The sequence below is a fragment of the Corynebacterium sp. HMSC058E07 genome, from assembly GCF_001809885.1.
Classification (GTDB): domain Bacteria; phylum Actinomycetota; class Actinomycetes; order Mycobacteriales; family Mycobacteriaceae; genus Corynebacterium; species Corynebacterium macclintockiae.
Genome location: NZ_KV799274.1, coordinates 48,811 through 69,084, shown reverse-complemented (window position 1 = coordinate 69,084; position 20,274 = coordinate 48,811). Strand labels below are relative to the sequence as shown.

The 20,274-nt window shown below is 63.8% G+C and carries 14 protein-coding genes and 2 pseudogenes; 10 read left to right on the top strand and 6 right to left on the bottom strand.

Going from position 1 to position 20,274, the window contains the following annotated elements; all coding sequences use genetic code 11:
• From HMPREF2678_RS10525 to HMPREF2678_RS05275, 3 genes and pseudogenes are all read left to right on the top strand, one after another.
• Window positions 1-1,122, top strand: a pseudogene (locus tag HMPREF2678_RS10525) (Fe-S oxidoreductase); the annotation flags it as partial.
• Between the two features lie 388 nt (window positions 1,123-1,510).
• On the top strand, window positions 1,511-2,194 hold the full coding sequence (locus tag HMPREF2678_RS05280) for a hypothetical protein (protein ID WP_070551248.1): 684 nt from the start codon (window positions 1,511-1,513) through the stop codon (window positions 2,192-2,194).
• A 90-nt stretch (window positions 2,195-2,284) separates the two neighbouring features.
• The gene (locus HMPREF2678_RS05275; RefSeq protein WP_192816036.1) at window positions 2,285-3,529 is read left to right on the top strand and encodes a pyridoxal phosphate-dependent aminotransferase; all 1,245 of its coding nucleotides are present in this window, start codon (window positions 2,285-2,287) and stop codon (window positions 3,527-3,529) included.
• Window positions 3,530-3,569: 40 nt separating this feature from the next.
• Here the strand turns inward: HMPREF2678_RS05275 and dcd are convergent, their stop codons facing one another.
• Window positions 3,570-4,136, bottom strand: a complete 567-nt coding sequence (dcd, locus tag HMPREF2678_RS05270) for a dCTP deaminase (protein ID WP_070551246.1) — start codon at window positions 4,134-4,136, stop codon at window positions 3,570-3,572.
• 50 nt (window positions 4,137-4,186) lie between these two features.
• On the bottom strand, window positions 4,187-5,548 hold the full coding sequence (locus HMPREF2678_RS05265; protein ID WP_070551244.1) for a UDP-glucose dehydrogenase family protein: 1,362 nt from the start codon (window positions 5,546-5,548) through the stop codon (window positions 4,187-4,189).
• Between the two features lie 492 nt (window positions 5,549-6,040).
• On the opposite strand from HMPREF2678_RS05265, the gene HMPREF2678_RS05260 reads away from it, so the two are divergent.
• A complete protein-coding gene (locus HMPREF2678_RS05260; RefSeq protein ID WP_070551242.1) occupies window positions 6,041-6,400 on the top strand; it encodes a hypothetical protein in 360 nt (119 codons plus the stop codon).
• A 45-nt stretch (window positions 6,401-6,445) separates the two neighbouring features.
• Window positions 6,446-6,760, top strand: coding sequence for a hypothetical protein (locus HMPREF2678_RS05255; RefSeq protein WP_070551241.1), 315 nt, complete (start codon window positions 6,446-6,448; stop codon window positions 6,758-6,760).
• A gap of 349 nt (window positions 6,761-7,109) precedes the next feature.
• Here the strand turns inward: HMPREF2678_RS05255 and HMPREF2678_RS05250 are convergent, their stop codons facing one another.
• Together HMPREF2678_RS05250 and HMPREF2678_RS05245 are read right to left on the bottom strand one after the other, a co-directional pair.
• Entirely contained in the window at window positions 7,110-8,828 is a 1,719-nt protein-coding gene (locus tag HMPREF2678_RS05250) for a VanW family protein (protein ID WP_070551239.1), read from the bottom strand.
• A gap of 42 nt (window positions 8,829-8,870) precedes the next feature.
• The gene (locus HMPREF2678_RS05245; RefSeq protein ID WP_070551237.1) at window positions 8,871-10,079 is read right to left on the bottom strand and encodes a glycoside hydrolase family 3 N-terminal domain-containing protein; all 1,209 of its coding nucleotides are present in this window, start codon (window positions 10,077-10,079) and stop codon (window positions 8,871-8,873) included.
• A gap of 69 nt (window positions 10,080-10,148) precedes the next feature.
• Between HMPREF2678_RS05245 and HMPREF2678_RS05240 the strand changes: the two genes are divergently transcribed.
• The 3 genes from HMPREF2678_RS05240 (at window position 10,149) to HMPREF2678_RS10630 (ending at window position 14,613) form a co-directional block, all read left to right on the top strand.
• Window positions 10,149-10,688, top strand: a complete 540-nt coding sequence (locus HMPREF2678_RS05240; RefSeq protein ID WP_070551235.1) for a universal stress protein — start codon at window positions 10,149-10,151, stop codon at window positions 10,686-10,688.
• 98 nt (window positions 10,689-10,786) lie between these two features.
• Complete coding sequence (locus tag HMPREF2678_RS05235; RefSeq protein ID WP_034972623.1) at window positions 10,787-10,993, top strand: DUF2613 domain-containing protein; 207 nt, start codon at window positions 10,787-10,789, stop codon at window positions 10,991-10,993.
• A 14-nt stretch (window positions 10,994-11,007) separates the two neighbouring features.
• Window positions 11,008-14,613, top strand: a complete 3,606-nt coding sequence (locus HMPREF2678_RS10630; RefSeq protein ID WP_070551233.1) for a DUF3367 domain-containing protein — start codon at window positions 11,008-11,010, stop codon at window positions 14,611-14,613.
• Window positions 14,614-14,627: 14 nt separating this feature from the next.
• Here HMPREF2678_RS10630 and HMPREF2678_RS10040 read toward each other — a convergent pair.
• Window positions 14,628-15,782, bottom strand: a pseudogene (locus HMPREF2678_RS10040) (acyltransferase family protein); the annotation flags it as partial.
• A gap of 218 nt (window positions 15,783-16,000) precedes the next feature.
• Between HMPREF2678_RS10040 and HMPREF2678_RS05225 the strand changes: the two are divergent.
• Together HMPREF2678_RS05225 and HMPREF2678_RS05220 are read left to right on the top strand one after the other, a co-directional pair.
• Entirely contained in the window at window positions 16,001-17,272 is a 1,272-nt protein-coding gene (locus HMPREF2678_RS05225) for a cell envelope lipid trafficking protein PgfA (protein ID WP_043012022.1), read from the top strand.
• A gap of 28 nt (window positions 17,273-17,300) precedes the next feature.
• Window positions 17,301-19,070, top strand: a complete 1,770-nt coding sequence (locus tag HMPREF2678_RS05220; protein ID WP_070551230.1) for an MmpA family trehalose lipid delivery protein — start codon at window positions 17,301-17,303, stop codon at window positions 19,068-19,070.
• Here HMPREF2678_RS05220 and HMPREF2678_RS05215 read toward each other — a convergent pair.
• Window positions 19,067-20,245: a glycosyltransferase family 4 protein gene (locus HMPREF2678_RS05215; protein WP_070551282.1), complete on the bottom strand. Its 1,179-nt coding sequence runs from the start codon at window positions 20,243-20,245 to the stop codon at window positions 19,067-19,069. The two genes, HMPREF2678_RS05220 and HMPREF2678_RS05215, sit on opposite strands and share 4 nt — an antisense overlap.
• Window positions 20,246-20,274 lie beyond the last annotated feature (29 nt).

Genomic DNA, 20,274 nt, shown 5'->3' with positions numbered 1-20,274 from the left:
CCGGCAGCTCCTTCCGCTCCAAAGGCTGGCGCTCCGGGTGCTCCGGGTGCTCCGGCAGCTCCGGGTGCACCTGCTGCCCCTGCTGCTCCGGGCGCTCCTGCAGCTCCGGCAGCTCCTTCCGCTCCTGGTGCACCGGCGGCTCCTGCAGCACCTTCCGCTGGCGCACCTGCTGCCCCTGGCGCTCCTGCTGCCCCTGGCGCACCGGCAGCTCCTTCCGCTCCAAAGGCTGGCGCACCGGCAGCTCCGGGTGCTCCTGCAGCTCCGGCTGCTCCAAAGGCTGGCGCACCTGCTGCCCCGGGTGCACCGGGCGCTCCAGGCGCTCCAGGCGCTCCTGCTGCTCCGAAGGCGGAGCCAGCCAAGTCCGCTGAGGCCGAGGCTCCCAAGGCCGAGCAGGAAGCTCCGGCAGCTCAGCAGGCGCAGCCTGCAGCCCAGCCCGCTCAGGATGGTGGTCCGATCAAGCTGACCGCCACCGCTCCGGGCGCTCCGGGTGCACCAGGTGCCCCGGCTGCAGCTCCCGCTGCACCGGCTGCGGCTGCTGCTGGCGCAGGTGCCGTCGCTGCCGGCGCAGGTGCCGCTGCTGCCGCGTCCAGCGACAACGACGCCGACCAGGCGGAGGCTCAGGAGTCTGCTCCGGCAGAGGCCGAGGCTCCTAAGGCTGAGCAGGCTGCTCCTGCCGCCCCTGCCGCTCCCGCTGCCCCTGCGGCTCCGTCCGCTCCGGCAGCGGAGACGGCACAGCCCGCGGCACAACCCGCACAGGATGGTGGTCCGATCAAGCTGTCGGCAATGACGCCAGGCGCTCCGGGAGCACCCGCTCCTGCCGCCCCTGCAGCCGCTGCTGCAGCTCCGGCTGCTGCCGCCGCAGCACCGCAAGCTGAGGCACCGCAGGAGGCACCCGCTGCAGAGGCTCCCGCCGAGGAACCGCAGGCCGAAGCGGAGGCTGAAGCACCGGCAGCTGAGGCTGAGGCACCGCAGGAGGCACCGGCAGCTGGGGCTCCCGCCGAAGATGCTCAGCCAGCTCAGCCGGCCCAGCCAGCACAGCCTGCCAACGATGGCGGACCGATCAAGCTGAACACGATCGTTCCGGGCGCTCCGGGAGCTCCCGGCGCACCAGGCGCACAGTAAGCGCGACTAAGTCGCACGCTCCATAGCGGCGGCGGGTCCAGCACCATGCTGGATTCGCCGCCGCTTTGCCGTTACTACCCCATGCACGATGTCCCAAATCTTCCATTTTGGGAATGAATGGCCGACTTGACGGGATCGTCAAAACGCTCTGACCTGCACGAAAAGAATGGTTCTAAAAGTAGAGTGGAAGATTTGGGACACCCCGGCCGCAAGCCTCCTCGCACCCACCGCAAGAATCTCCGGTTGGGAATGTACCCCGGGCACCCCGTAGCCTAGAATTAATTCTCATAGACACTCCCCTAGACAGGAGCGCACACGGGCATGCAAGAATGCATGAACGCTTGGTGCTGCTCGACGCCTCACGCCCACAGATAGAGGTAGGTTTCCCATGACTGACGCTGACCCGACTGACAAGAACAACCCCCTCAACGCGGGGAATTCTGTAAGCGACGCCGAGGAAACCCCTTCCGAAACCCCAGCCAACCGCACCGCCCCGGATGACCTCGAAGAGGACAAGCCAAAATCCGGCCTGCGGAAGTTCTTTGGGATCATGCCGTTCTGGGCCTGGGTGCTGACCCTCGGCCTGATCGCCACCATCATTGCGGGAGTCACCGCGTACGCCACGATGCGCTCCACGGAAACCGGCACCCCCGGAAGCGCTAGCAGCACTGAGCAGCTGAAGCCCTCGTACCCCAAGCCCACCACCACCGGCAAGTACGATGACGACGATACAAAGCCGACCCCCGATGCAGGCCCTGGCTACGGCGGCTACCAGAACTACTACTACGCGCCGCAGGTGCCTCAGACGACTGAGCAAACTGAAACGGAAACCTCTGAGGAAAACAAGCCGTCCGAAGGCTCCAAGCCGGCCAAGCCTTCCAAGTCCCCCAAGCCATCGCCCGGCCGGAACACTGGCGGTCCGAGCGTAGGCGGCCAACGTCCGGGTGGAAACGTCGGCGGTAACGCAGGCGGCACCTCCGGCAACGGAAACGCCGGCACGGGCAACGGCAACAGCACTGGCACTGGCGCAGACACAGACTCGGACGCTGGCGCCAGCGAATACGACGAGTAACCCGATAGCCACACGCGCAGGCCACGCGAGCGCGAGGGGGCGTCACCGAAAAACTATAAAAACAGCAGCCACAATGGCACAATGGGGAGAATGAGTACCCCCAAACGCCCCAGCGAACTGCGCACGTTGGACCAATCCACGAAGCTGCAAAACGTCCTCTACGAAATCCGCGGCCCGGTGAACACCGAGGCCGAGCGGATGGAGGCCGACGGGCACCGCATCCTGAAGCTCAACACGGGCAACCCCGCGGTGTTCGGCTTCGAGGCGCCGGACGTGATCATGCGGGACATGATCGCCGCGCTGCCGACGGCGCAGGGCTACTCCACGTCGAAGGGCATCATCAGCGCCCGCCGCGCGATCGTCTCCCGCTACGAGGTCATCCCGGGCTTCCCTCAGTTCGACGTCGAAGATGTCTACCTGGGCAACGGTGTGTCCGAGCTGATCACCATGACCATGCAGGCACTACTCAACGATGGCGACGAGGTGCTGATCCCCTCCCCGGACTACCCGCTGTGGACCGCCTCCACGTCGCTGTCCGGCGGCCGCCCCGTGCATTACCTGTGCGACGAGGAAAACGACTGGATGCCCTCCATCGAGGACATCAAGGCGAAGGTTACGGAGCGCACGAAGGCCATCGTGGTCATTAACCCGAATAACCCGACGGGCGCGGTGTACTCCCGCGAGATCCTGCAGCAGATCGTGGACGTTGCGCGCGAGCACTCTCTGCTGATCTTGGCCGACGAGATTTACGACAAGATCCTGTACGACGATGCGAAGCACATCAACATCGCCTCGCTGTGCCCGGACCTGCTGTGCATCACCTACAACGGCCTGTCGAAGGCGTACCGGGTGGCGGGTTACCGTTCCGGCTGGATGGTGGTTACTGGCCCGAAGGGGCATGCAAAGGGATTCATCGAGGGTATTAACGTGCTGGCGGGCACGCGCCTGTGCCCGAATGTGCCGGCGCAGCACGCGATCCAGGTGGCTATTTCCGGCCGCCAGTCGATCGACGATCTGGTGCTGCCGGGCGGGCGCCTACTGGAGCAGCGCAACGCTGCCTACGAGGCGCTGAACGAGATCCCGGGCGTGAGCTGCGTGAAGCCGATGGGTGCGCTGTATGCCTTCCCGCGCCTGGACCCGAACGTGCACGAGATCCACGACGATGAGAAGTTCATGTTCGACCTTCTGCGTTCCGAGAAGATCCACCTGGTGCAGGGCACGGGCTTTAACTGGCCGACCCCGGACCACTTCCGCGTGGTTACGCTGCCGTGGGCCCGCGACCTGCGTGCCGCGATCGAGCGCTTGGGTAACTTCCTGGCTAGCTACCGGCAGTAGCTGTTGCTGTTTTTCTTAGCGACGCCACCTCGCGCCCCAGCTAGTTCCGGAAGTTCAGGTAGGCCTTCGAGGGGGTCGGGCCACGCTGCCCCTGGTACTTGGAGCCCAGTGCACCACTGCCGTAAGGGGCTTCCGCCGGGCTTGTCATGGTGAAAAGTGCCAGCTGGCCGATCTTCATGCCCGGGTAGAGGGCGATAGGCAGGTTGGCGGTGTTGGAAAGCTCCAGGGTGATGTGCCCGGTGAAGCCCGGGTCGATGAACCCGGCCGTGGAGTGCGTCAGCAATCCCAGTCTCCCCAGGGAGGACTTGCCTTCCAGGCGCCCGGCCAGGTGGGCGGGGATGCCGAAGCATTCCAGGGTGGCGCCCAGGACGAACTCGCCAGGGTGCAGGATGAAGGCTTCGTCGTCGGGGACTTCCACCAGGGTGGTGAGCTCCTCCTGCGGCTGCTTCGGGTCGATGTGCGTGTACTTGGAGTTGTTGAACACGCGGAACAGGCCGTCGAGGCGCACGTCGATGCTGGATGGCTGGACCATGTGATCGTCGTGGGGGTCGATCTTCAGCTCGCCGGATTCGATGGCGGCGCGGATGTCTCGGTCTGAAAGTAACACGCTCTATAGCCTAGCGGGTGTGAGGCTACGTGCAGCCAGCTGACCGCGCACTAACCCCGCCCCAGCGCCAGGAAGTTCCAGCCCGCGGCTTCCCACGCCTCACGCGGCAGGCAGTTGCGACCGTCCAGCACAGCGGGGTTGTCCCCGGCCACCAGCTTGCGGGCGGCTACCGGGTCGAGTTCTTGGAACTGCTTCCATTCCGTCGCCACGATCACGATCTCTGCCCCGGACAGTGCTTCCTCTACATTCGGTGCATAAGTCAGCGTGGGGAAGATTTTCGCTGCGTTTTTCATGCCCTGCGGGTCGTACACGGTGACGTTTGCGCCGCTCAGGGATAGCGAACCGGCCACGGACAGGGCGGGCGAGTCGCGCACGTCGTCGCTGTTGGGTTTGAATGCCGCGCCGAGGACCGTCACGTTCCGGCCGATCAGGGAGCCACCCAGCGTCTCCCGTGCCAGCTCTACTGTCTTTTCGCGGCGGCGCATGTTGATGGCGTCCACCTCACGAAGGAACGTGAGCGCCTGGTCGGCGCCGAGCTCACCTGCGCGCGCCATGAACGCGCGGATGTCCTTCGGCAGGCAACCGCCACCGAAGCCCAGCCCGGCGCCGAGGAACTTTCGCCCGATGCGGTCATCCATGCCGATCGCGTCGGCGAGTGCGGTGACATCCGCGCCGACGATCTCGCACAGCTCAGAGACCGCATTGATGAAGGAGATCTTGGTGGCCAGGAAGGCATTGGCGGAGACCTTGACCAGCTCCGCGGTCGGCAGGTCCATCACCAGGAACGGCGTGCCTTCGTCCAGCGCGGGGGCGTAGATCTCGCGCGCGATGTCCTCTACGCGCTGCTGCTCGGCGCGGTCATCGCTGTTGGAGCTATCGCCGCCGAGGCCGAGGACAATGCGGTCGGGGTGCAGGGTGTCTTTCACCGCGTGGCCTTCGCGCAGGAACTCGGGGTTCCACGCGATGGTGATTCGGGCGCTGTTTGTGGACGCCGCCGTGATCTCATCCGCCTTCTGCTGCAGCTCGTGCGCAGTACCGACCGGGACAGTGGACTTGCCGAAGATGGTGTGGGTGCCGCTGACCAGTGGGGCGAGCGTTTCGATGACAGCATTTACATAGGTGGTGTCCGCGGCATAGGAGCCTTTGCGCTGCGGGGTGCCCACGCCGATGAAGTGAACGTCGGCGAACTCGGCGGCTTCGGCGTAGTCGGTAGTAAAGCGCAGGCGGCCAGCTTCGATGTTGCGGGTGAGGATCTCCGGCAGACCGGGCTCGAAGAAAGGGACGCGCCCTTCCGAGAGAGCTTGGATTTTCTCCGGGTCGACATCGACTCCGAGCACGTCGTGCCCCATATCGGCCATGCAAGCGGCGTGGGTTGCGCCAAGGTATCCCGTTCCAAACACTGTCATACGCATAGCAGGCAAATTTACAATTGACAGGTGAACAGGAGGTGACCTCCAGGTGATCTTGTTTGCAGTGTTTGGTTAACGGTCGTTGAGGCTCATGCCTACTGCCTAAGTGCGAAATATGTAAAAACTGATTTTTGGCGAAGCCTACAGTCGCACCAACACCGCCAAATACCCCTTTATGGGTGGCTGGCGAAACAGTCAAGACGACACACCGAAACGCTATAGATATATGCATATATCTGGGCACATGTGGATGACCTGACAACAATTTCAGAACCAAACCTCCCACATGACTCAAATCACATGGAAAGTTGACCTCCGACTTCCCACTAAATCAAAATTCCTGCTAGAGTGTCTCTTCGTTAGGACTTGCCAGCGTTTCTACAGCTTCGCAGCCGGAATCTCTTATAAAAGAGTTAGTGGCAAGCAAGGAGCCAAGAGAAGCTTAAGTGAAGTCCTTGACTTCGAACCACTCACACTTACAGAAAGGCATTTCAGATGCGTAAGTTCCGCAACGCAGCTCTGGCTGTTGCTACCGCTACCACCGTTGCCATCTCCGGCGTTTCCGTTGCTGCTGCTGAGGACACCCAGACCCCGCCGGCAACCGAGAAGCCGAGCGCTGCGGGCTCTTCTGAGCTGAAGGACAAGATCGTGAAGGGTCTGCAGCTGGACCAGCAGGCTACGGGCGACCAGCTCTTCGGCCAGAAGAACTGGAAGAACGACGAGAAGATCAAGGCAGCTACCCCGATGTGGGCTAAGATTGCTGACAGCCTGTTCATCACCACCGCCGCAATCAGCGTCTTCGGCCTGGTTGTTGCTCCGATCTACAACTTCCTGCGCTACGGCATCAACCGCTAAGCAGAAGCCAACACACGTCCACTTAGATAGGAAAAGGGAATTTCTATGAACATCCGTAAGGCCGCTCTGGCTCTGGCCACCGCTTCCTCCGTCGCACTGGCTGGCACCGCTGTTGCAGGTGCTGAGACCCCTGACGCCAACACTCCTAAGGGCGTCAGCCTCAGCTCCCAGATCGGTGACAAGCTGGAGAAGAAGCAACCGCACACCGGTAGTGAGTTCTTCAAGCCTTCCAAGGACAAGCCGCTCCACGCTTGGAGTGCGCTCCTCTGGGCCGGCCTGGCTGCTGGTATCGCTGGCACCGTTGCTAGCGCCATCATCGGCGTTGGCAACTACCTGAAGCACCAGGGCATCATCAAGTAAGACCTGTTAGAGCTTTAAGCTCCGGGCTTTGATAGCCGATCAAGGGGCGGGAACGAAACTTCGTTCCCGCCCCTTTTCGCATGCGCACAACACCTGCCTGTGCGCGCGTTCCTCGCACCCACAGGCAGGCCTCCGTGCTCCCTGTCGGAAGCACACAGTAGGACGGTGCCAGTTATTGAGCGCTAGGCTGCCCATCTGCAAACGCCCTACAGAGCAAACGAAAGCGGAGAGCGTGCCATCATGCACGCTCCCCGCTGAAGCCCCTCCCTAACAGATCTCCTGCCCTCCGGCTCCTCCATGGCGGCTCCCCGGTCCTCAACCCCAGGCCTGGAGCCAGTCGCCTAAGCCATTACTTGCAGCTCACAATCGGCTGCGGGTCGTAGACCGTGCGCTGGGTCTCGCGGGACAGCTCCTTGCCCTTGAGGTCGCGGATCACGCGAGTATCGGTGGTAGTGAAGCCCGGCGCGCCGGAAGACGGCGAGCAGTCCTCGCCGCTCAGCTCCACCTTCTGAGGCGAAGTCGGGTTCGTACGCTCACCCGGGATGGATTCCACATCCACCTGCTTCACGCCATGCAGTCGCACGGTGACGGAATCACCGGTCACGTCCGTCGTGATGCGCACAGGCGTATCGAACGGGTTCTTAAACTGCAGGTCGATTGCGCCCTCGAATACGGTCGCCTCGCGGCCGGCCGGGTAGCGGGAGATGTAATAAGAGTGCGGGGTGTGCGCCACGTCCTCCATGCCCGCGAAGTATGCGGCGTTGTACAGCGTGGTTGCGAACTGCGAGATACCGCCGCCCACAGCCTTGCCCGCGTGGCCGTCGATAATAATGCCGGACTCCACAAAGCCCTGCTCCGTACCGCGGGGACCGGTGTGGCCGTTCAGGGAGAACGTCTCCCCCGGCAGCACAATCGCACCGTTCACCATCTGCGCCACACGGCGGATGTTCACACCAGAGGGACCGCTAAACCCACCCGTGGTGAAGGCACCTACTTCATCGTCGAAGTGAGCCTTCTTCGCCTGCTCAGTGGTGTACTTGGCCTTCTTGTCCTCATAGACCACCTTGTGTTCGCGCTTCTTCTTATCCAGCGCCTTGGCCTGGAAGTCGCCAAAGGTGTCCTTCCACTTGATGGCCACGCCATCCTTCGACGGCACAACCTTGATGTCATCGCCGTTGAACTCGAAGCCCGCATCACGGTACTCCACCTCGGTGCTGGAAAGCTGCTCACCCAGCACCTCCTTGGCCTTGTCCGTGTTCCACTGCGGCATGAACTCTCCGCCATCCACCTTGAAGGTCAGGATGGAGTGCCAGTCCTGCGGGGTGATCACACCATCGACCTTGTCGCGGCCGTGGAACACCAGGTTCTTCGCCGTCGCCGGGGCCACGTACTGCTTGGCTGCACGTTCCGCGGCGTCCTTATCCGCATCCGCCGGCGTGATGGTGGCTTCCACGTTCACGCGCCCGTCGGTGTTCAGCCAGTTTTCCCGCACCTCGGTAGCCAGCAGCTCGCGGTCGACGGTCTGCCCCGGCTTGTCTTCCTTGATATCCGCCTTGCCTTCGTTGTTCACGGTCAGCGCTGCGTTCTGCGGATCGCGGGTCAGCTCGCGCTCCACGCGGTTCAGGGACCGGTTCAGGCTTTCATCCGTGATCCGCGAGATAATGCCTACCTCGCGGGTCTCGAAGAAGGAGCGGATGCGCGTAATCGGATTCAGCGGCTGCTGGCCCGCCTGATCCACCGTCGCACCCCAATCCACCTGCATGCCAGACTGCGTGGGCTCGATGGTGGAGCTCATGTTGCCCGCATTCACCGTCACCGGCTGGCGGGTGCGCTCGCCCAGATCGTTGCGCAAGCGCTGCTCAGCCTGGGACTTATCCACACCACTGATGTCCACGCCACCGACGGTCACACCACGGGGAACTGTGCCTTCACTCATGGCCAAGTCCACGCCGTAAAGCACACCCCCCAGGCCGATCAAACCAACAAAGAACCACACCCACCACGGAATGCCTCGGCGCTTGCGTGGCTTAACGGGCCGGCTTTGCTTAGTCTGATCCTGAGAATTCACGCAGGTAAGTCTATCGTGAACACCCCCTATCAGGGAATTCTTTTACTTGGAAATGCAGGTGCGATCCACGGATTTGCGCACCCGATCCTCCGGGATCCGGCCGTCATCGATCGCTGTGCGTATAGCCGCCACCACATCGGGGATCTCCACGGCTCCGGCCGCTGCCAGCGCCACATCCGCGCCCGCCGCCAGTGCGGCCACGGCTGCCTCCGGGCCGGGATACGCATCCGTCACGGCCTTCATGCCGGTCAGGTCGTCGGTGTAGATCACGCCGTCGAAACCTGGGGCGTCCTGCTTCGGCCCGTAACCACCCTCCCGCAGCAGCTTGTAAGCCTCCGGGTTCACCGAGGACGGCAAAGGATTACCCAACCCCGGCACCTGCACGTGGCCGACCATCACGGACATCCCCTTTACGCCTACCAGCTCCCGGAAAGGCAGCAAGTCGTTGTCCTGCATCTTCTCCAACGGCGGAGTGGTCACCGCGCCCATGTGCGAATCACCCGTCGCGTGCCCATGGCCCGGGAAGTGCTTCAACACCGGAGTCACCCCAGCCTGCTGTAGCCCCTCCGAGTACGCCCGCGCGTAGTCGGCCGCCGCCTTCGGATCGGCGCTGAAAGCACGCGAACCGATCGCATTGTCGGAAACATTCTGACCACCGGCCAAGTCCACCACCGGCGCGAAGTCCACAGTGATTCCCAAAGCGCGGATCTTCTTTCCGTGCTTCACCATCAGGTCGCGCACCTGCTCGGGGCTCATGGTGTTCGCCATCTGCTGCGCGCTCGGCAGTTCGCCAATGATCTCCGATAGGCGCTGCACCAGCCCGCCTTCCTCATCCACACTGACGGTCAGCGGTTCGCCCGCGCGCTTTTCCAGCGCCGCCAGGCTACGCGCGGGGTCGCCCTGCCCATTGAGGATGCTGCGGTCCGTCTGCGAACCAATAAAGAGGTGCCGCACACCTAGGTCGACGGCTTGTTCTGCGGATTCGTAATTTGTGACGCCCACCGCCAGCATCCGCCCAGCCATATCCCTAGGGGCCTTGCCCTCCACCTGGGTACACGTCGGCCGGTCATCCGCCTGGGCTGCGGTGGATTCGGCAGCGCCGGAGGTTCCGGAGGTCGGCGCGGCGGAAGTGGTGGTACCCGAGGATGAGGTGTTGGTGGGCTGGTCAGTGGGCGTCGATAAGGAACAAGCGCTAGAGGCAACAAGAAGAGCGAAACCTAAAGCGCCAGCGGCTACGTGTCTACGGGGCATAGTATTAACGTAGTAACAAACGCAACAAGCAGAGCACCAATCGAAGAGTGCAATCGAGGAGCGATAACCATGACCGAGCAGGCAGAGCAAGCACAGCAGGCACAGCACAAGGCCTTCGACGCGAGCGGCGATACGGTACTGATCGCCTACGACGGCTCTGCGGAGGCTCGCGGCGCCGTGGAACATTCCGGGCGCTTCCTGTCCGCAAAGAACGCCTACATCCTGACCGTATGGGAGCCGATCCACCGCCAGGCTGCGCGCGCAGCGGGCATGAGCGGCATGATGCAGCACGACTGGTCCAACGAGACCGGCGAGCACCCGGAAGACGACGATCCGGCATACGCAGAGGCAGTGAACATCTGCAACGAGGGCGTGGAGCTGGCCAACTCCCATGGTTTTGCAACCGAACCCTTTTTGGTAGAGTCCGGAACAGCTATCTGGAGCGCCATCGTGGATGCCGCCGATGAGCTGAATGTGGATCTGATCGTCACGGGAACCCGTGCGCTATCGGGCTGGAAGTCCTTCCTGCAGTCCAGCGTGTCGGACAGCATCATCAAAAACGCTGGTCGCCCCGTGCTGATCGTCCCGCCGATCGAAGATGAGGACTAGTTTTCACAAACGAACGTTTGTGGGCGTTTCATTAGGTACGATCAACAAGAAGCTAGTACGCTAGAACCACAACAGTCCCAATAGGAACAGGAATTAACATGGCTTACGAAACTGCCTCCAACCGTCGTGGCCTGGGCGCCCTGGTCGCCTCCGCAGTCGCAGGCCTGGTTCTGGGCGGCGGCGCCGCCTTCGGCGCAGGTGCAATGGCCGACTCTACGGAACTGCCCACCGACGAACAGATCGCCGTCAACCAGGACAATGCCTTCCTGGGTGCCGTCCAGTACGGCGGCCGCACCAGCGAATAAAGGCGCATCGCCACGTGCCAACGACGGCGCAACGCCCCCTTTCCCGCCGCGCTTGGGTGTACACCACCCTCGCGTGGTTTCTTTTCGCATTCCTACAGTCCCCGGGGCTGACCTCCGCCGATACAAAGCTGAACCTGACCGCCAGCCCCTGGAGGTTCCTTGGCCAGGCGCTGTATCCGTGGACTGACACATTCCCGCTGGGGCAGCTGCAGAACCAGGCCTATGGGTACCTGTTCCCCCACGGCCTGTTCTTCGCCGTTTTTTCCTTTCTGCCCGGGTGGGTAGTGCAGCGCCTGTGGTGGGGTTTGCTGCTGACGTTGGCGTTTTCCGGCACGGTTCTTCTGCTGCAGAGGCTGCGGATCGGCAGCCGCGGATCGCGGGTCGTCGCGGGCATTCTTTTTGCCCTCTCCCCGCGCATCCTGACCACCCTGGGAGCCATTAGCTCCGAGGCCTGGGTGTGCGCACTAGTGCCGTGGGTATTGCTGCCGGTGGCCAGTGCGGCGCTGCTGGCGCGGGGAACTAACGATCGCACGCGTGGCTGGCCCGACAAGCGCACGCGGGCCTACCTGGCCAAATACGCCCTGCTAAGCGCACTGGCAGTGCTGTGCCTGGGTGCGGTGAACGCCGTCGCCACCGCCGTCGCCATCCTGCCCGCCGTGATCTTCTGGCTGGGCATGTGCATTCGCCGCCCGCGGGTGGGCCTGTACTTTGCACTGTGGTGGGTGCCCGCCGGGCTGCTGGCCACGTTCTGGTGGATCGGCCCGCTACTTCTGCTGGGCAAGTACTCCCCGCCGTTCACGGACTACATCGAGTCCGCATCGCTGACCACCAACTGGATGAACCTAGCCGAGGTTCTGCGGGGAACCACCAGCTGGACGGCCTTCCTTTCCGCCGAGCGCCAAGGCGGGTACGCGCTGGTCGGCGAACCCATTTTCGTCGCCGGCACCCTGCTGGTCGCATTCCTGGGACTGTGGGGGCTGACCCGCCCGCGTCTGCCTTTCGCAGGTCGCTGGCTGGTGATCCTACTGGTGGGTGTAGCTGCGATGGTGTTCGCCACCGCCCCGATCTCCCCGTTCTCCGTCTGGGGTCGCGTATTCCTCGATGGCGCGGGTGCGCCCCTTCGCAACCTGCACAAGTTCGATCCGCTGGTGCGGTTGGTGCTGGTGGTGGGTATCGCCCACGGGTTGGCGCGCTTGCCGTGGCCGGGGTTAAGCCGCGAGCGTTGGGCGCGGTGGCGCAACCCGGAGAAGCACGCCGAAGTGCCCCGCGCCATCGCCGTCAGTCTGCTGGTCGCCGTGGTCACCGCCACCGGCTGGTCCGGGCGAATCGCCGCCGCGGATGCCTACCGCACGGTACCCGACTACTGGACCGAGGCCGCGGACTGGCTGAACTCCGAAGTAGCGAAGGAAGCCGGGGATTCGCACGTCCCCGCCCGCACGATGATCCTCCCCAAGGCCCGCTTCGCCCGCCAGACCTGGGGAAACACCCGCGACGAACCCGCCCAACCGCTCTTGGACGTACCGTGGGTCGTCCGCGACTCCGTGCCGCTGGTGCAGCCAGAGGCCATCCGTGGCCTCGACGGCGTGCAGCGCGAGTTGGAAACCGGCACGGCCATCCCCTCCCTCGCCGCCACGTTGTGGCAGCAGGGGGTGAGCTACCTAGTGCTGTGCTATGACCTCACGAGCGCCGCCGATACCCCCGGAGCCAAGCGGATTCAGCACACCCTCGAACGCTCCGGCGGGTTCGACGAGGTCGCCTCCTTCGGCGACGACCAGGTGCGCATCTACCGCGTCGATGCTGGCGCTGGCGGTCCTGGCGCTGGTAGCTCTGGGGACCTGCGGATTATTGACGCCGAACGTCTCGACGTCGCCCATTCCGGCCCCGAATCCCTCCCCCGCCTTGCTGCGGCAGACGCTGCCCTGGGTAGACAGGGTTCAGCGAGGACGCGCGTGGGGGCGTCCCAAGGTAAAGAGCTAGGGCTGGCAGCACAGACAGTGACCGATACGCCTGCGCTGCGCGACCACAACTACGGCAACGTGGTGGGCGCGGACAGCGAGATCCGCAGCATCGACGACGAAAGCAAGGTGCTCAACCCCGTGCGCGACTACCCCGTGCGCGACGCGGATGGGCGGGAGCTGGCGCCGGAACAGATGACGCGCGTGGAGGGGCGCGGCGAAGTGCGGGTCTCCTCAACCGCCGCGGATCCGACGGGCTTCGGCGGAGCGGAAACATACTCGTCCGCAACCTCCGCGGTGGATGGATCGCGCCGCACCGCGTGGCGGCCGACCGTCGGCAACGTAGCTGGCCAATACATCGAATTCCGCCTGGAAGAGGCACACAACCAACTGGCGCTGCGGCTGGACATTCAGGGGCGGCCGACTCGGGTGCAGGTGACAACCTACCTGCAGGATCGGGTGGTGGCAGGCACCTTGAAGACCCTGGAACCAGGCAAGACCAACAAGGTGAATGTGCCGGCGGGCAAGGCCGACAGGATCCGCCTGACCATCGTGGGAGCCTTCGGCGATTTCGGCGTGGCCGAGGCGAAGGTGCTGGCGGGCGAAGAGGACGTCACGCCGCAGCGAGTGCCGACGGTGCCTCCGGTGGACGCGGCGGACGGGGACAATGCACCGGGCGCTGGCGCTGGCTCCGCAGTGAACAGGTGGGTGTTCGGCCAGGAAATCAACGAATCCGTGATGCTGCGCAACTTCGAGGTGCCAGAATCCATCGGCAACGGTGCGGGACAGCTGCCGGTCGTCGTACATTCCTCCGAATGCGCCGACGACGACCAGGCGCCGGTGACAATCGACGGCCAGGACTATTCCTGCGGCGACACCCTGAACCTGCCTGCGGGGAAGCACGCACTATCCGCCACCGCGCGCTGGGTGGCGCTTTCGGTAGCCGAGCCCCTGTTCGGCGCTGCGGTGCGCGAGACCCCGGCCACGCAGACCTTGGAGCAGGCCACCCCGCGGGATCAGCTTGCCCCCGGCGAGCAGTCCACGCACCTGGAGGCCTCGGACAAGAAGCGCATTTTGTTTAGCCCCTCGCAGGCGAACCCGGGGCGCATCGCCACGCTGGAACACGACGGCGAGACCACACAACTGACCCCCATCACCGTCAACGGTTGGCAGCAGGGCTGGATCGTCCCGGAGGGCGCGTCCGGGCTGGTCACCATACATTTCGAGGGCACTGGTTTGTATCGGACGTGGCTGGCCATCGGGCTGGTAGCGGCGCTGGTGCTGGTGGGCTTGTGCATCTTTGTGGCGCGGCGGACGCGCCGGATGCCGGTGCCCGCGGAGATCGCTGCGGGCTCGGCTGGCACGGGCACGGCCGACACAGACTCAGTCGACGCTGCTGCCGATACCTCTCCCCACCTCCGCCGCATCCTGTTGGCTGTTAGGGCCATCGTCGGACTATCCGCACTGACCGCGCTGACGCTCTGCATCCGCGGCGCGTGGGGCAGCGGAAACTACTACGCGGGCGGGTTCGTGGTGAACGGCGCGCTCGCCGTCGTGCTGCTGGCCGTGGTTGCCTCGGTCCTCGCCTCGGCCTTCGTGGAAGCCCGCACCGAACGCCACCAGGAGTTAATCGCCCGGCGCGCGGGCTCTTCCACCAGCGCGTAGCTCAGCGCAGCGACGGGCACGCTCAGCACGAACGTCGCCACCAACACCAACGCCGTGTGCCCACTGAACAGATGCACCCCCAGCAGCGGGAACACCAGCGACAGCAGCGACATGTGCCACAGGAAGATCGCATACGACCAGCGGCCCAGCGCCTGCATCGGCGCCGACTCTAGGAACTTCGACCGCGGCGCCAGCGTGTACGGGATGATCAGCGCGGCGGCGAACACTAGCCCGTACAGCGTCCGGCGGGCGAACTCCGCCGGCGCCGCGTGAGTCAGACCCTCCGGCCCGTCCGAAGCCGCGACCGCCAGCGCGCCGATGGCCAGCAACCAGAACACCCAGCGGAACTTCGCGATGGCTCGAACTTCGGGCAGCTGGTACCGGGCGTCAATACCTTCGGCCCCATCCTTTCCCGTGCGCGCGTAGGCACGGTCCTGCACGATCGACTCCAGCTCCGCGCCGAGCAACCCCACCCCAAACCATGCGATAAACGCAGGTGGCATGATGTGCGGGTTCAGTCCACCGGGTGCGGGTGGCTCAGCGAATGCGGGGATGAAGGCCCAGCCGAAACTCGCCGCCGCCACTGCGACGATGCACACGATGCGCCATTTTCTTTCTTGACGCCCCCACGCCACCGCAATCACAGGAAGCACAAGGTAAAAGGCCACTTCTACGCACAAGCTCCACAGGTGGGTCAGCCCGCCGATCAGGCCACCGTCGACGTAGATCTGCACCATGATGACGTTCGAGAGCATCTGCCACACCGTCGGCGCTCCCGCGACCGGGAAGAATAGCAACACGATCGCGACGGTGACCAGGTAGGCGGGGAAGATTCGCCCCAGGCGTTTGACGTAGTAGCCCGCAAGGGTCAGCAGGTTGTCGCGCGAGGTCGATACCGCGAAATCCGCCCGGTGGCGGCGCCACAGCAGGAAGCCGGAGAGGGCGAAGAACACAGGCACGAAGAAGTCGGTGCGCGCCATCATGCGGTTCAGCAGGTTGCCGGTATCCGCCCCGGTCTGGAAGGCGACGTGGGTGATGATGATGCCGGAGCAGGCAATCGCGCGCAGCCCTTCCAGCGCAGGCAGAAAGGGCGCGGGGCGGGCAGTGGCCTTATTCGTGCTCGAGTTCTTCGTGCTCGGGATCTTCGTGCCCGGGATCTTCGTGCTCATCGGGATCAGCATAGCCGACGAACCGGACAAGCAGAGCCAAAAACGCTAGCCCCACATATGCACAAACCCGCAGGAAAACGGCCTTTCACAGACTTTTCTTGAAAAATATGTTGAAACTACGAAGTATCTAGTTTTGATTGGCTAAAGTATTGGAAGCTTTCAAGGCTAAATGAAGTCACCGGATAAATTTCGACAGATAGAGTCAGGAACCCCCTCCTATGAAGAGAATCCTTTCCTCCGTAGCGATTGTGCTCGGCGTAGCGATGCTGGTCCTAGCCATCGCCCTGCCCACCTATGTCGTCCCCAAGGGCAAGGTACTGCCGCTGGACCTGGTTTCCACCACCGGCACCCCGAAGACCCCCGGTAACCTGCTGGATTCCGGTGCGCTAGCCTCCGGCAAGCCAGTGGGCGATAACAAGGACAAGCCGGAATGCAAGGGCGATAACCCGCAGATCAAGTGCTTCATCAACAAGGGGCTGGAGATGCAGTCCCAGCGCTTCACCACTGCACAGGAGCCTTCGGACAAGAAGGTCGTCACCCTGGAGGCCGGCCAGACCCTGTTCCGTACGGACAAGGAAGAGCCGAAGAACCTGATCAGCGCGTCGATCGACCACGTCACCCTGGATCGCAAGACCCAGATGCCGGTGCCGGATCCGACTTCCTCTATTGAGCTGAACGCACCGGCGCTGGATGCAGCCGCCAAGGAGGGCAAGGACGAAGAGGTTGAGGCTTCCGTAGCTCCGTTCACCCGCCCGGGCATCACCTACCAGTTCCCGATGGGCACGGACCGCAAGTCCTACGACTACTTCGACATGCAGATCCTGAAGACCCAGCCGATCGACTACGTCGGTGAGGAAGAGCAGGACGGAGAGAAGGTCTACCGATTCGAGCAGACCGTTCCTCCGACCGAGCTGTACCCGGCACTGCGCGAGCGCCTGGAGGCCGACGGTGAGCTGTCCAAGGGCGACAAGGGCACCCTGGCCGCGCTGCGCCTGAAGTTCCCGGCGAAGGTGTGGGGCCTGAAGCCGGAAGAGATTAAGAACAAGGGCGGCGAAGGCGAGAAGAAGGCCGACGAAAAGAAGGACGGCGAGAACGGCGAAGGCGAGGACAAGAAGGAGGACCTCGGTCCCGAGGTCGAGATGTCCCGCTACTACACCGTCCACCGCGTGCTCCGCGTGCTGCCGGAGACCGGCGTGATCGTCAACGGTTCCGAAGAGGTCTTCCAGTACTACGCGCAGGACGACGAGGACGCACAGCGCATCTTCGACAACAAGGAAGAGGAAATCAACAACCCGACCCGCACCGCCGTGTACTTCCCCGGCGCATGGGACGACGATTCCCGCGCAGCGCAGATGAAGAAGGCTTCCGAGGGTAAGGAAAAGCTGAAGCTGATGGGCACCATCCTGCCGTGGATCCTGGGTGTTGTTGGCCTGATCCTTCTGGTTATCGGCTGGATCGCACACCGCTCTGCACGCCTCGCCAGTAAATAATTCCCTTTGACCCACTAGACTGTTCGCTGTGAGATCGCAGCAACCCAAGACCACCGCCACGCGCGATCGTTTGATCGTGCAGGGGTGGTCTTTTCTTATCTCGCTGGTCACGCTGTGGCCTTTTTGGCTGGGGTTGCGCCCTGATTCTTCGAAGGCCTTCATGCTGCGGGATATGTTCGTCCCGCACTCGCTGCCGGAAAACTCCAACAACTTGGGCATCAACGATGGAGCCCCGCGCGCGTTGCCGCAGGATGCGATCCTTGCCCTGTTCTCCCCCACGATTCCCTCGACAATGCTGGCCAGCGCGTTGGTCATCGGCTCGTGTCTTCTGGGCTGCTATTTCGCCGGCGCGATGGTGCGCGATATGGCGGGTGGGCGGTTGTCCGCACAACTCGCGGCGGCTCTTTTCGTGGTGTGGAATCCCTTCGTCATTGAGCGTTTCCTGCAAGGCCAGTGGACGGTCGCCACCGCGGGTATGTTGTTGCCCGCCGTTGCTTATCTCGCGGCCGCGCGGCGCCACGGGCTGCTGTATGTGGCGATCTGCCTGTGCGGTTTCGTCCCTACGGGCCTGGTGCTAGCTCTGCTGACGTCGCTGGTCTTTGCCCCTTCGCACGGGGAGCGTATACGCAATCTTGTTGCCAGCGCCATTGCCTCGCTGCCGTGGGTGCTTCCTGCCCTGTGGGTATCTAATTCTTCGGAGACCCGCTCCGATGCCCTATCTGCCGCGTTGTTCTCCACCCGCGGCGAGACCTTCCTGGGTCCCCTGGCCTCCACCATGGGTCTATCGGGAGTATGGAACGCGGATGCCATCCCGCCGTCGCGCACCCTGTTTTCCGTCGTCGTCGGCGTGCTTTTGTGCATGGTTCTGCTGCGCGGCTTCAAGGAGCTGTGGCAGGTCTACCGCGCCGTTGCGGTGCTGACGGTTCTTTCCTTAGTGACGCCCCCTCTGCTGGCCACCGGTTGGGGCGTGGATTTAATGGGCTTTGCCATTAGCCACGTTCCCGGCGCGGGCATGTTCCGCGATACCTCGAAGTTCGTCTGCCTGGCCATCCCCGGATTTGTGCTGCTGATTGCGGTGGCCGTGGAACGACTGGACCCCAGCCGCACCGATGGGAAGTCTGCCAAGAAGTCCGCTGGAAAGTTCGCGCGCGCCACATGGGCGCCGCGCGCGGCAGCGGCCGGGTTGGCAGTTGCGTGCGTGCTGACCGTACCGGCTTTCCCCACCGACGTTGCTCCGCTGAAGCGAGTACAGATATCCAGCACGTGGGAACAGATGGCGAACATCGTTTCCGGGGCTCCTAATGGAAAGATCGTTTTGCTGCCCCCGGGCAACTACCGCACTCGGCACGATCGTCCGCACGTCGATCCGGGGTTGAAGTTGCTACCGGGCTCGCCGATGGATCCCGGGTTCCTGATCGTGGACGGCAAGATGGTGGACGGCAATCCGGCCAGTATGAGGATCCTGTCGGACCTGATGAGCGGCAAGAACACCCTGCAGCGCAATGGCGTGAGCTGGGTGGTGGTGGACTGGTATTCCATCTCTGATGGCGCGGCCATGTCAAAGGCTTTGCAGGTGCTGAATTCGCAGGGCATCCGGCGCGTCCTCAGTGCCGATAATTACGACCTCTACCGCGTGCAAAGCCCTACCCTGCCGCGTTCCCCGGTGCAGGATCAGGCGCCGCTGTTCGTTGGCATGACGTTCTATTGGATGCTCATGATGTGGGGCCTGTGCATTTGGCTATGGCGTAGCGTCCGCCAGATGCAGGTACCGGGGCGGGCCAAGACAGAGGAACGCTAGCTCCCAGCCGCCGCGCGGGCTTCTGCGCCGACCTCTTCGCACAGGAGGGTCTCCCACGCCCGGCCGGTGGCATCCCAGGAAAACTCCTCCGCCCGGCGCTTCGCCGCGCGCCCCATTTCCCGGCGCTTGTCCGGGTTATCCAGCAGGTATTCGACGGCGTTCATCAGCCCGCCGGGCGAATCGCACAGCAGGCCGGTCTGCCCGTCGATGATGGAATCGCGCAACCCGGCGGAAGATTCATAGCCCACCGTCGGCACCCCGTGCTGCCCGGCCTCGATCACCGCCAGGCCCCAGCCCTCCTTGCGGGAGGGCATCACGTGAACGGAGGCGCGGTTGAGGATCCGGTGCTTCAGCTCCTCGGAAACGAAGCCATGGAAGATCACCAGCGGCTCGATCCCCAGTTCGCGGGCGTAGTCCCGCAGGCGGTCAGCCCACCACCCGTCGCCAATGATGTCCAGGCGCACGTTCGGGTGGGTGCGCGCCACAGCCGCCACCGCGTCCATGGCGTGCTCGATCTGCTTGTGCGGAACCAGTCGGGAAAGCGCCACCAGGTGAATCGTCTGCTCTTCGCTGGCGTGGTCGGAGTTGGGGCTAGGGGCGTCCGGAATCAAAGAAGGAGCAACCGGATCGATGCCGTTACGAATGATCTCGATGCTGCCACGCGGCACACCGAGCTCCACGAGCTCCTCGGCGGACGGTGCGGAGACGGTGACCCAGCGACGGCGGCGATGGATCCACGGCGAGAGGGTTGATTCGATCAGCCAGCCGATGCGGGACAATACGGGGCCAGCGACGGACCACTGCTCACGGTGGCAGTGATGAGTCAGCACGACGGTGGGAGCACCGCTGACCAGGGAGGCGAAGAAGGGCACGCCGTTTTGGGTATCCACCACAACGTCCGGGCGACCGATATCCGCCAGCGAGCCGCGCCCGAATCGCGCCGCCACGATCGCCGCCAGGGCGCGCGGGTACACAGTCAGGTTGCCGCCGCCGCGGGAGAAGCGAAAGTTGCGGCTGACCTGCTGCGATCGCGTAGAGCCGGGATAGTGGGCGGTGCGGAAAACCACCTGATGGCCCTGGGCAGCCAGGTGCTGGCCTACACGCTCCAAGTAACGCTCACTGCCGCCACCTTCGGGGTGGTCCGTGTCGCGCCAGCAGAGAAGCAATACTTTCATGATGAACACAATTCTAGCCAGCCCCACCC

Coding starts and splice junctions, on each gene's coding strand:
- HMPREF2678_RS05215 (WP_070551282.1), bottom strand. CDS start 20,245: ATGAAAGTATTGCTTCTCTGCTGGCGCGACACGGACCACCCCGAAGGT.
- HMPREF2678_RS05225 (WP_043012022.1), top strand. CDS start 16,001: ATGAAGAGAATCCTTTCCTCCGTAGCGATTGTGCTCGGCGTAGCGATG.
- HMPREF2678_RS05260 (WP_070551242.1), top strand. CDS start 6,041: ATGCGTAAGTTCCGCAACGCAGCTCTGGCTGTTGCTACCGCTACCACC.
- HMPREF2678_RS05240 (WP_070551235.1), top strand. CDS start 10,149: ATGACCGAGCAGGCAGAGCAAGCACAGCAGGCACAGCACAAGGCCTTC.
- HMPREF2678_RS05245 (WP_070551237.1), bottom strand. CDS start 10,079: ATGCCCCGTAGACACGTAGCCGCTGGCGCTTTAGGTTTCGCTCTTCTT.
- HMPREF2678_RS05265 (WP_070551244.1), bottom strand. CDS start 5,548: ATGCGTATGACAGTGTTTGGAACGGGATACCTTGGCGCAACCCACGCC.
- HMPREF2678_RS05235 (WP_034972623.1), top strand. CDS start 10,787: ATGGCTTACGAAACTGCCTCCAACCGTCGTGGCCTGGGCGCCCTGGTC.
- HMPREF2678_RS05255 (WP_070551241.1), top strand. CDS start 6,446: ATGAACATCCGTAAGGCCGCTCTGGCTCTGGCCACCGCTTCCTCCGTC.
- HMPREF2678_RS05280 (WP_070551248.1), top strand. CDS start 1,511: ATGACTGACGCTGACCCGACTGACAAGAACAACCCCCTCAACGCGGGG.
- HMPREF2678_RS05275 (WP_192816036.1), top strand. CDS start 2,285: ATGAGTACCCCCAAACGCCCCAGCGAACTGCGCACGTTGGACCAATCC.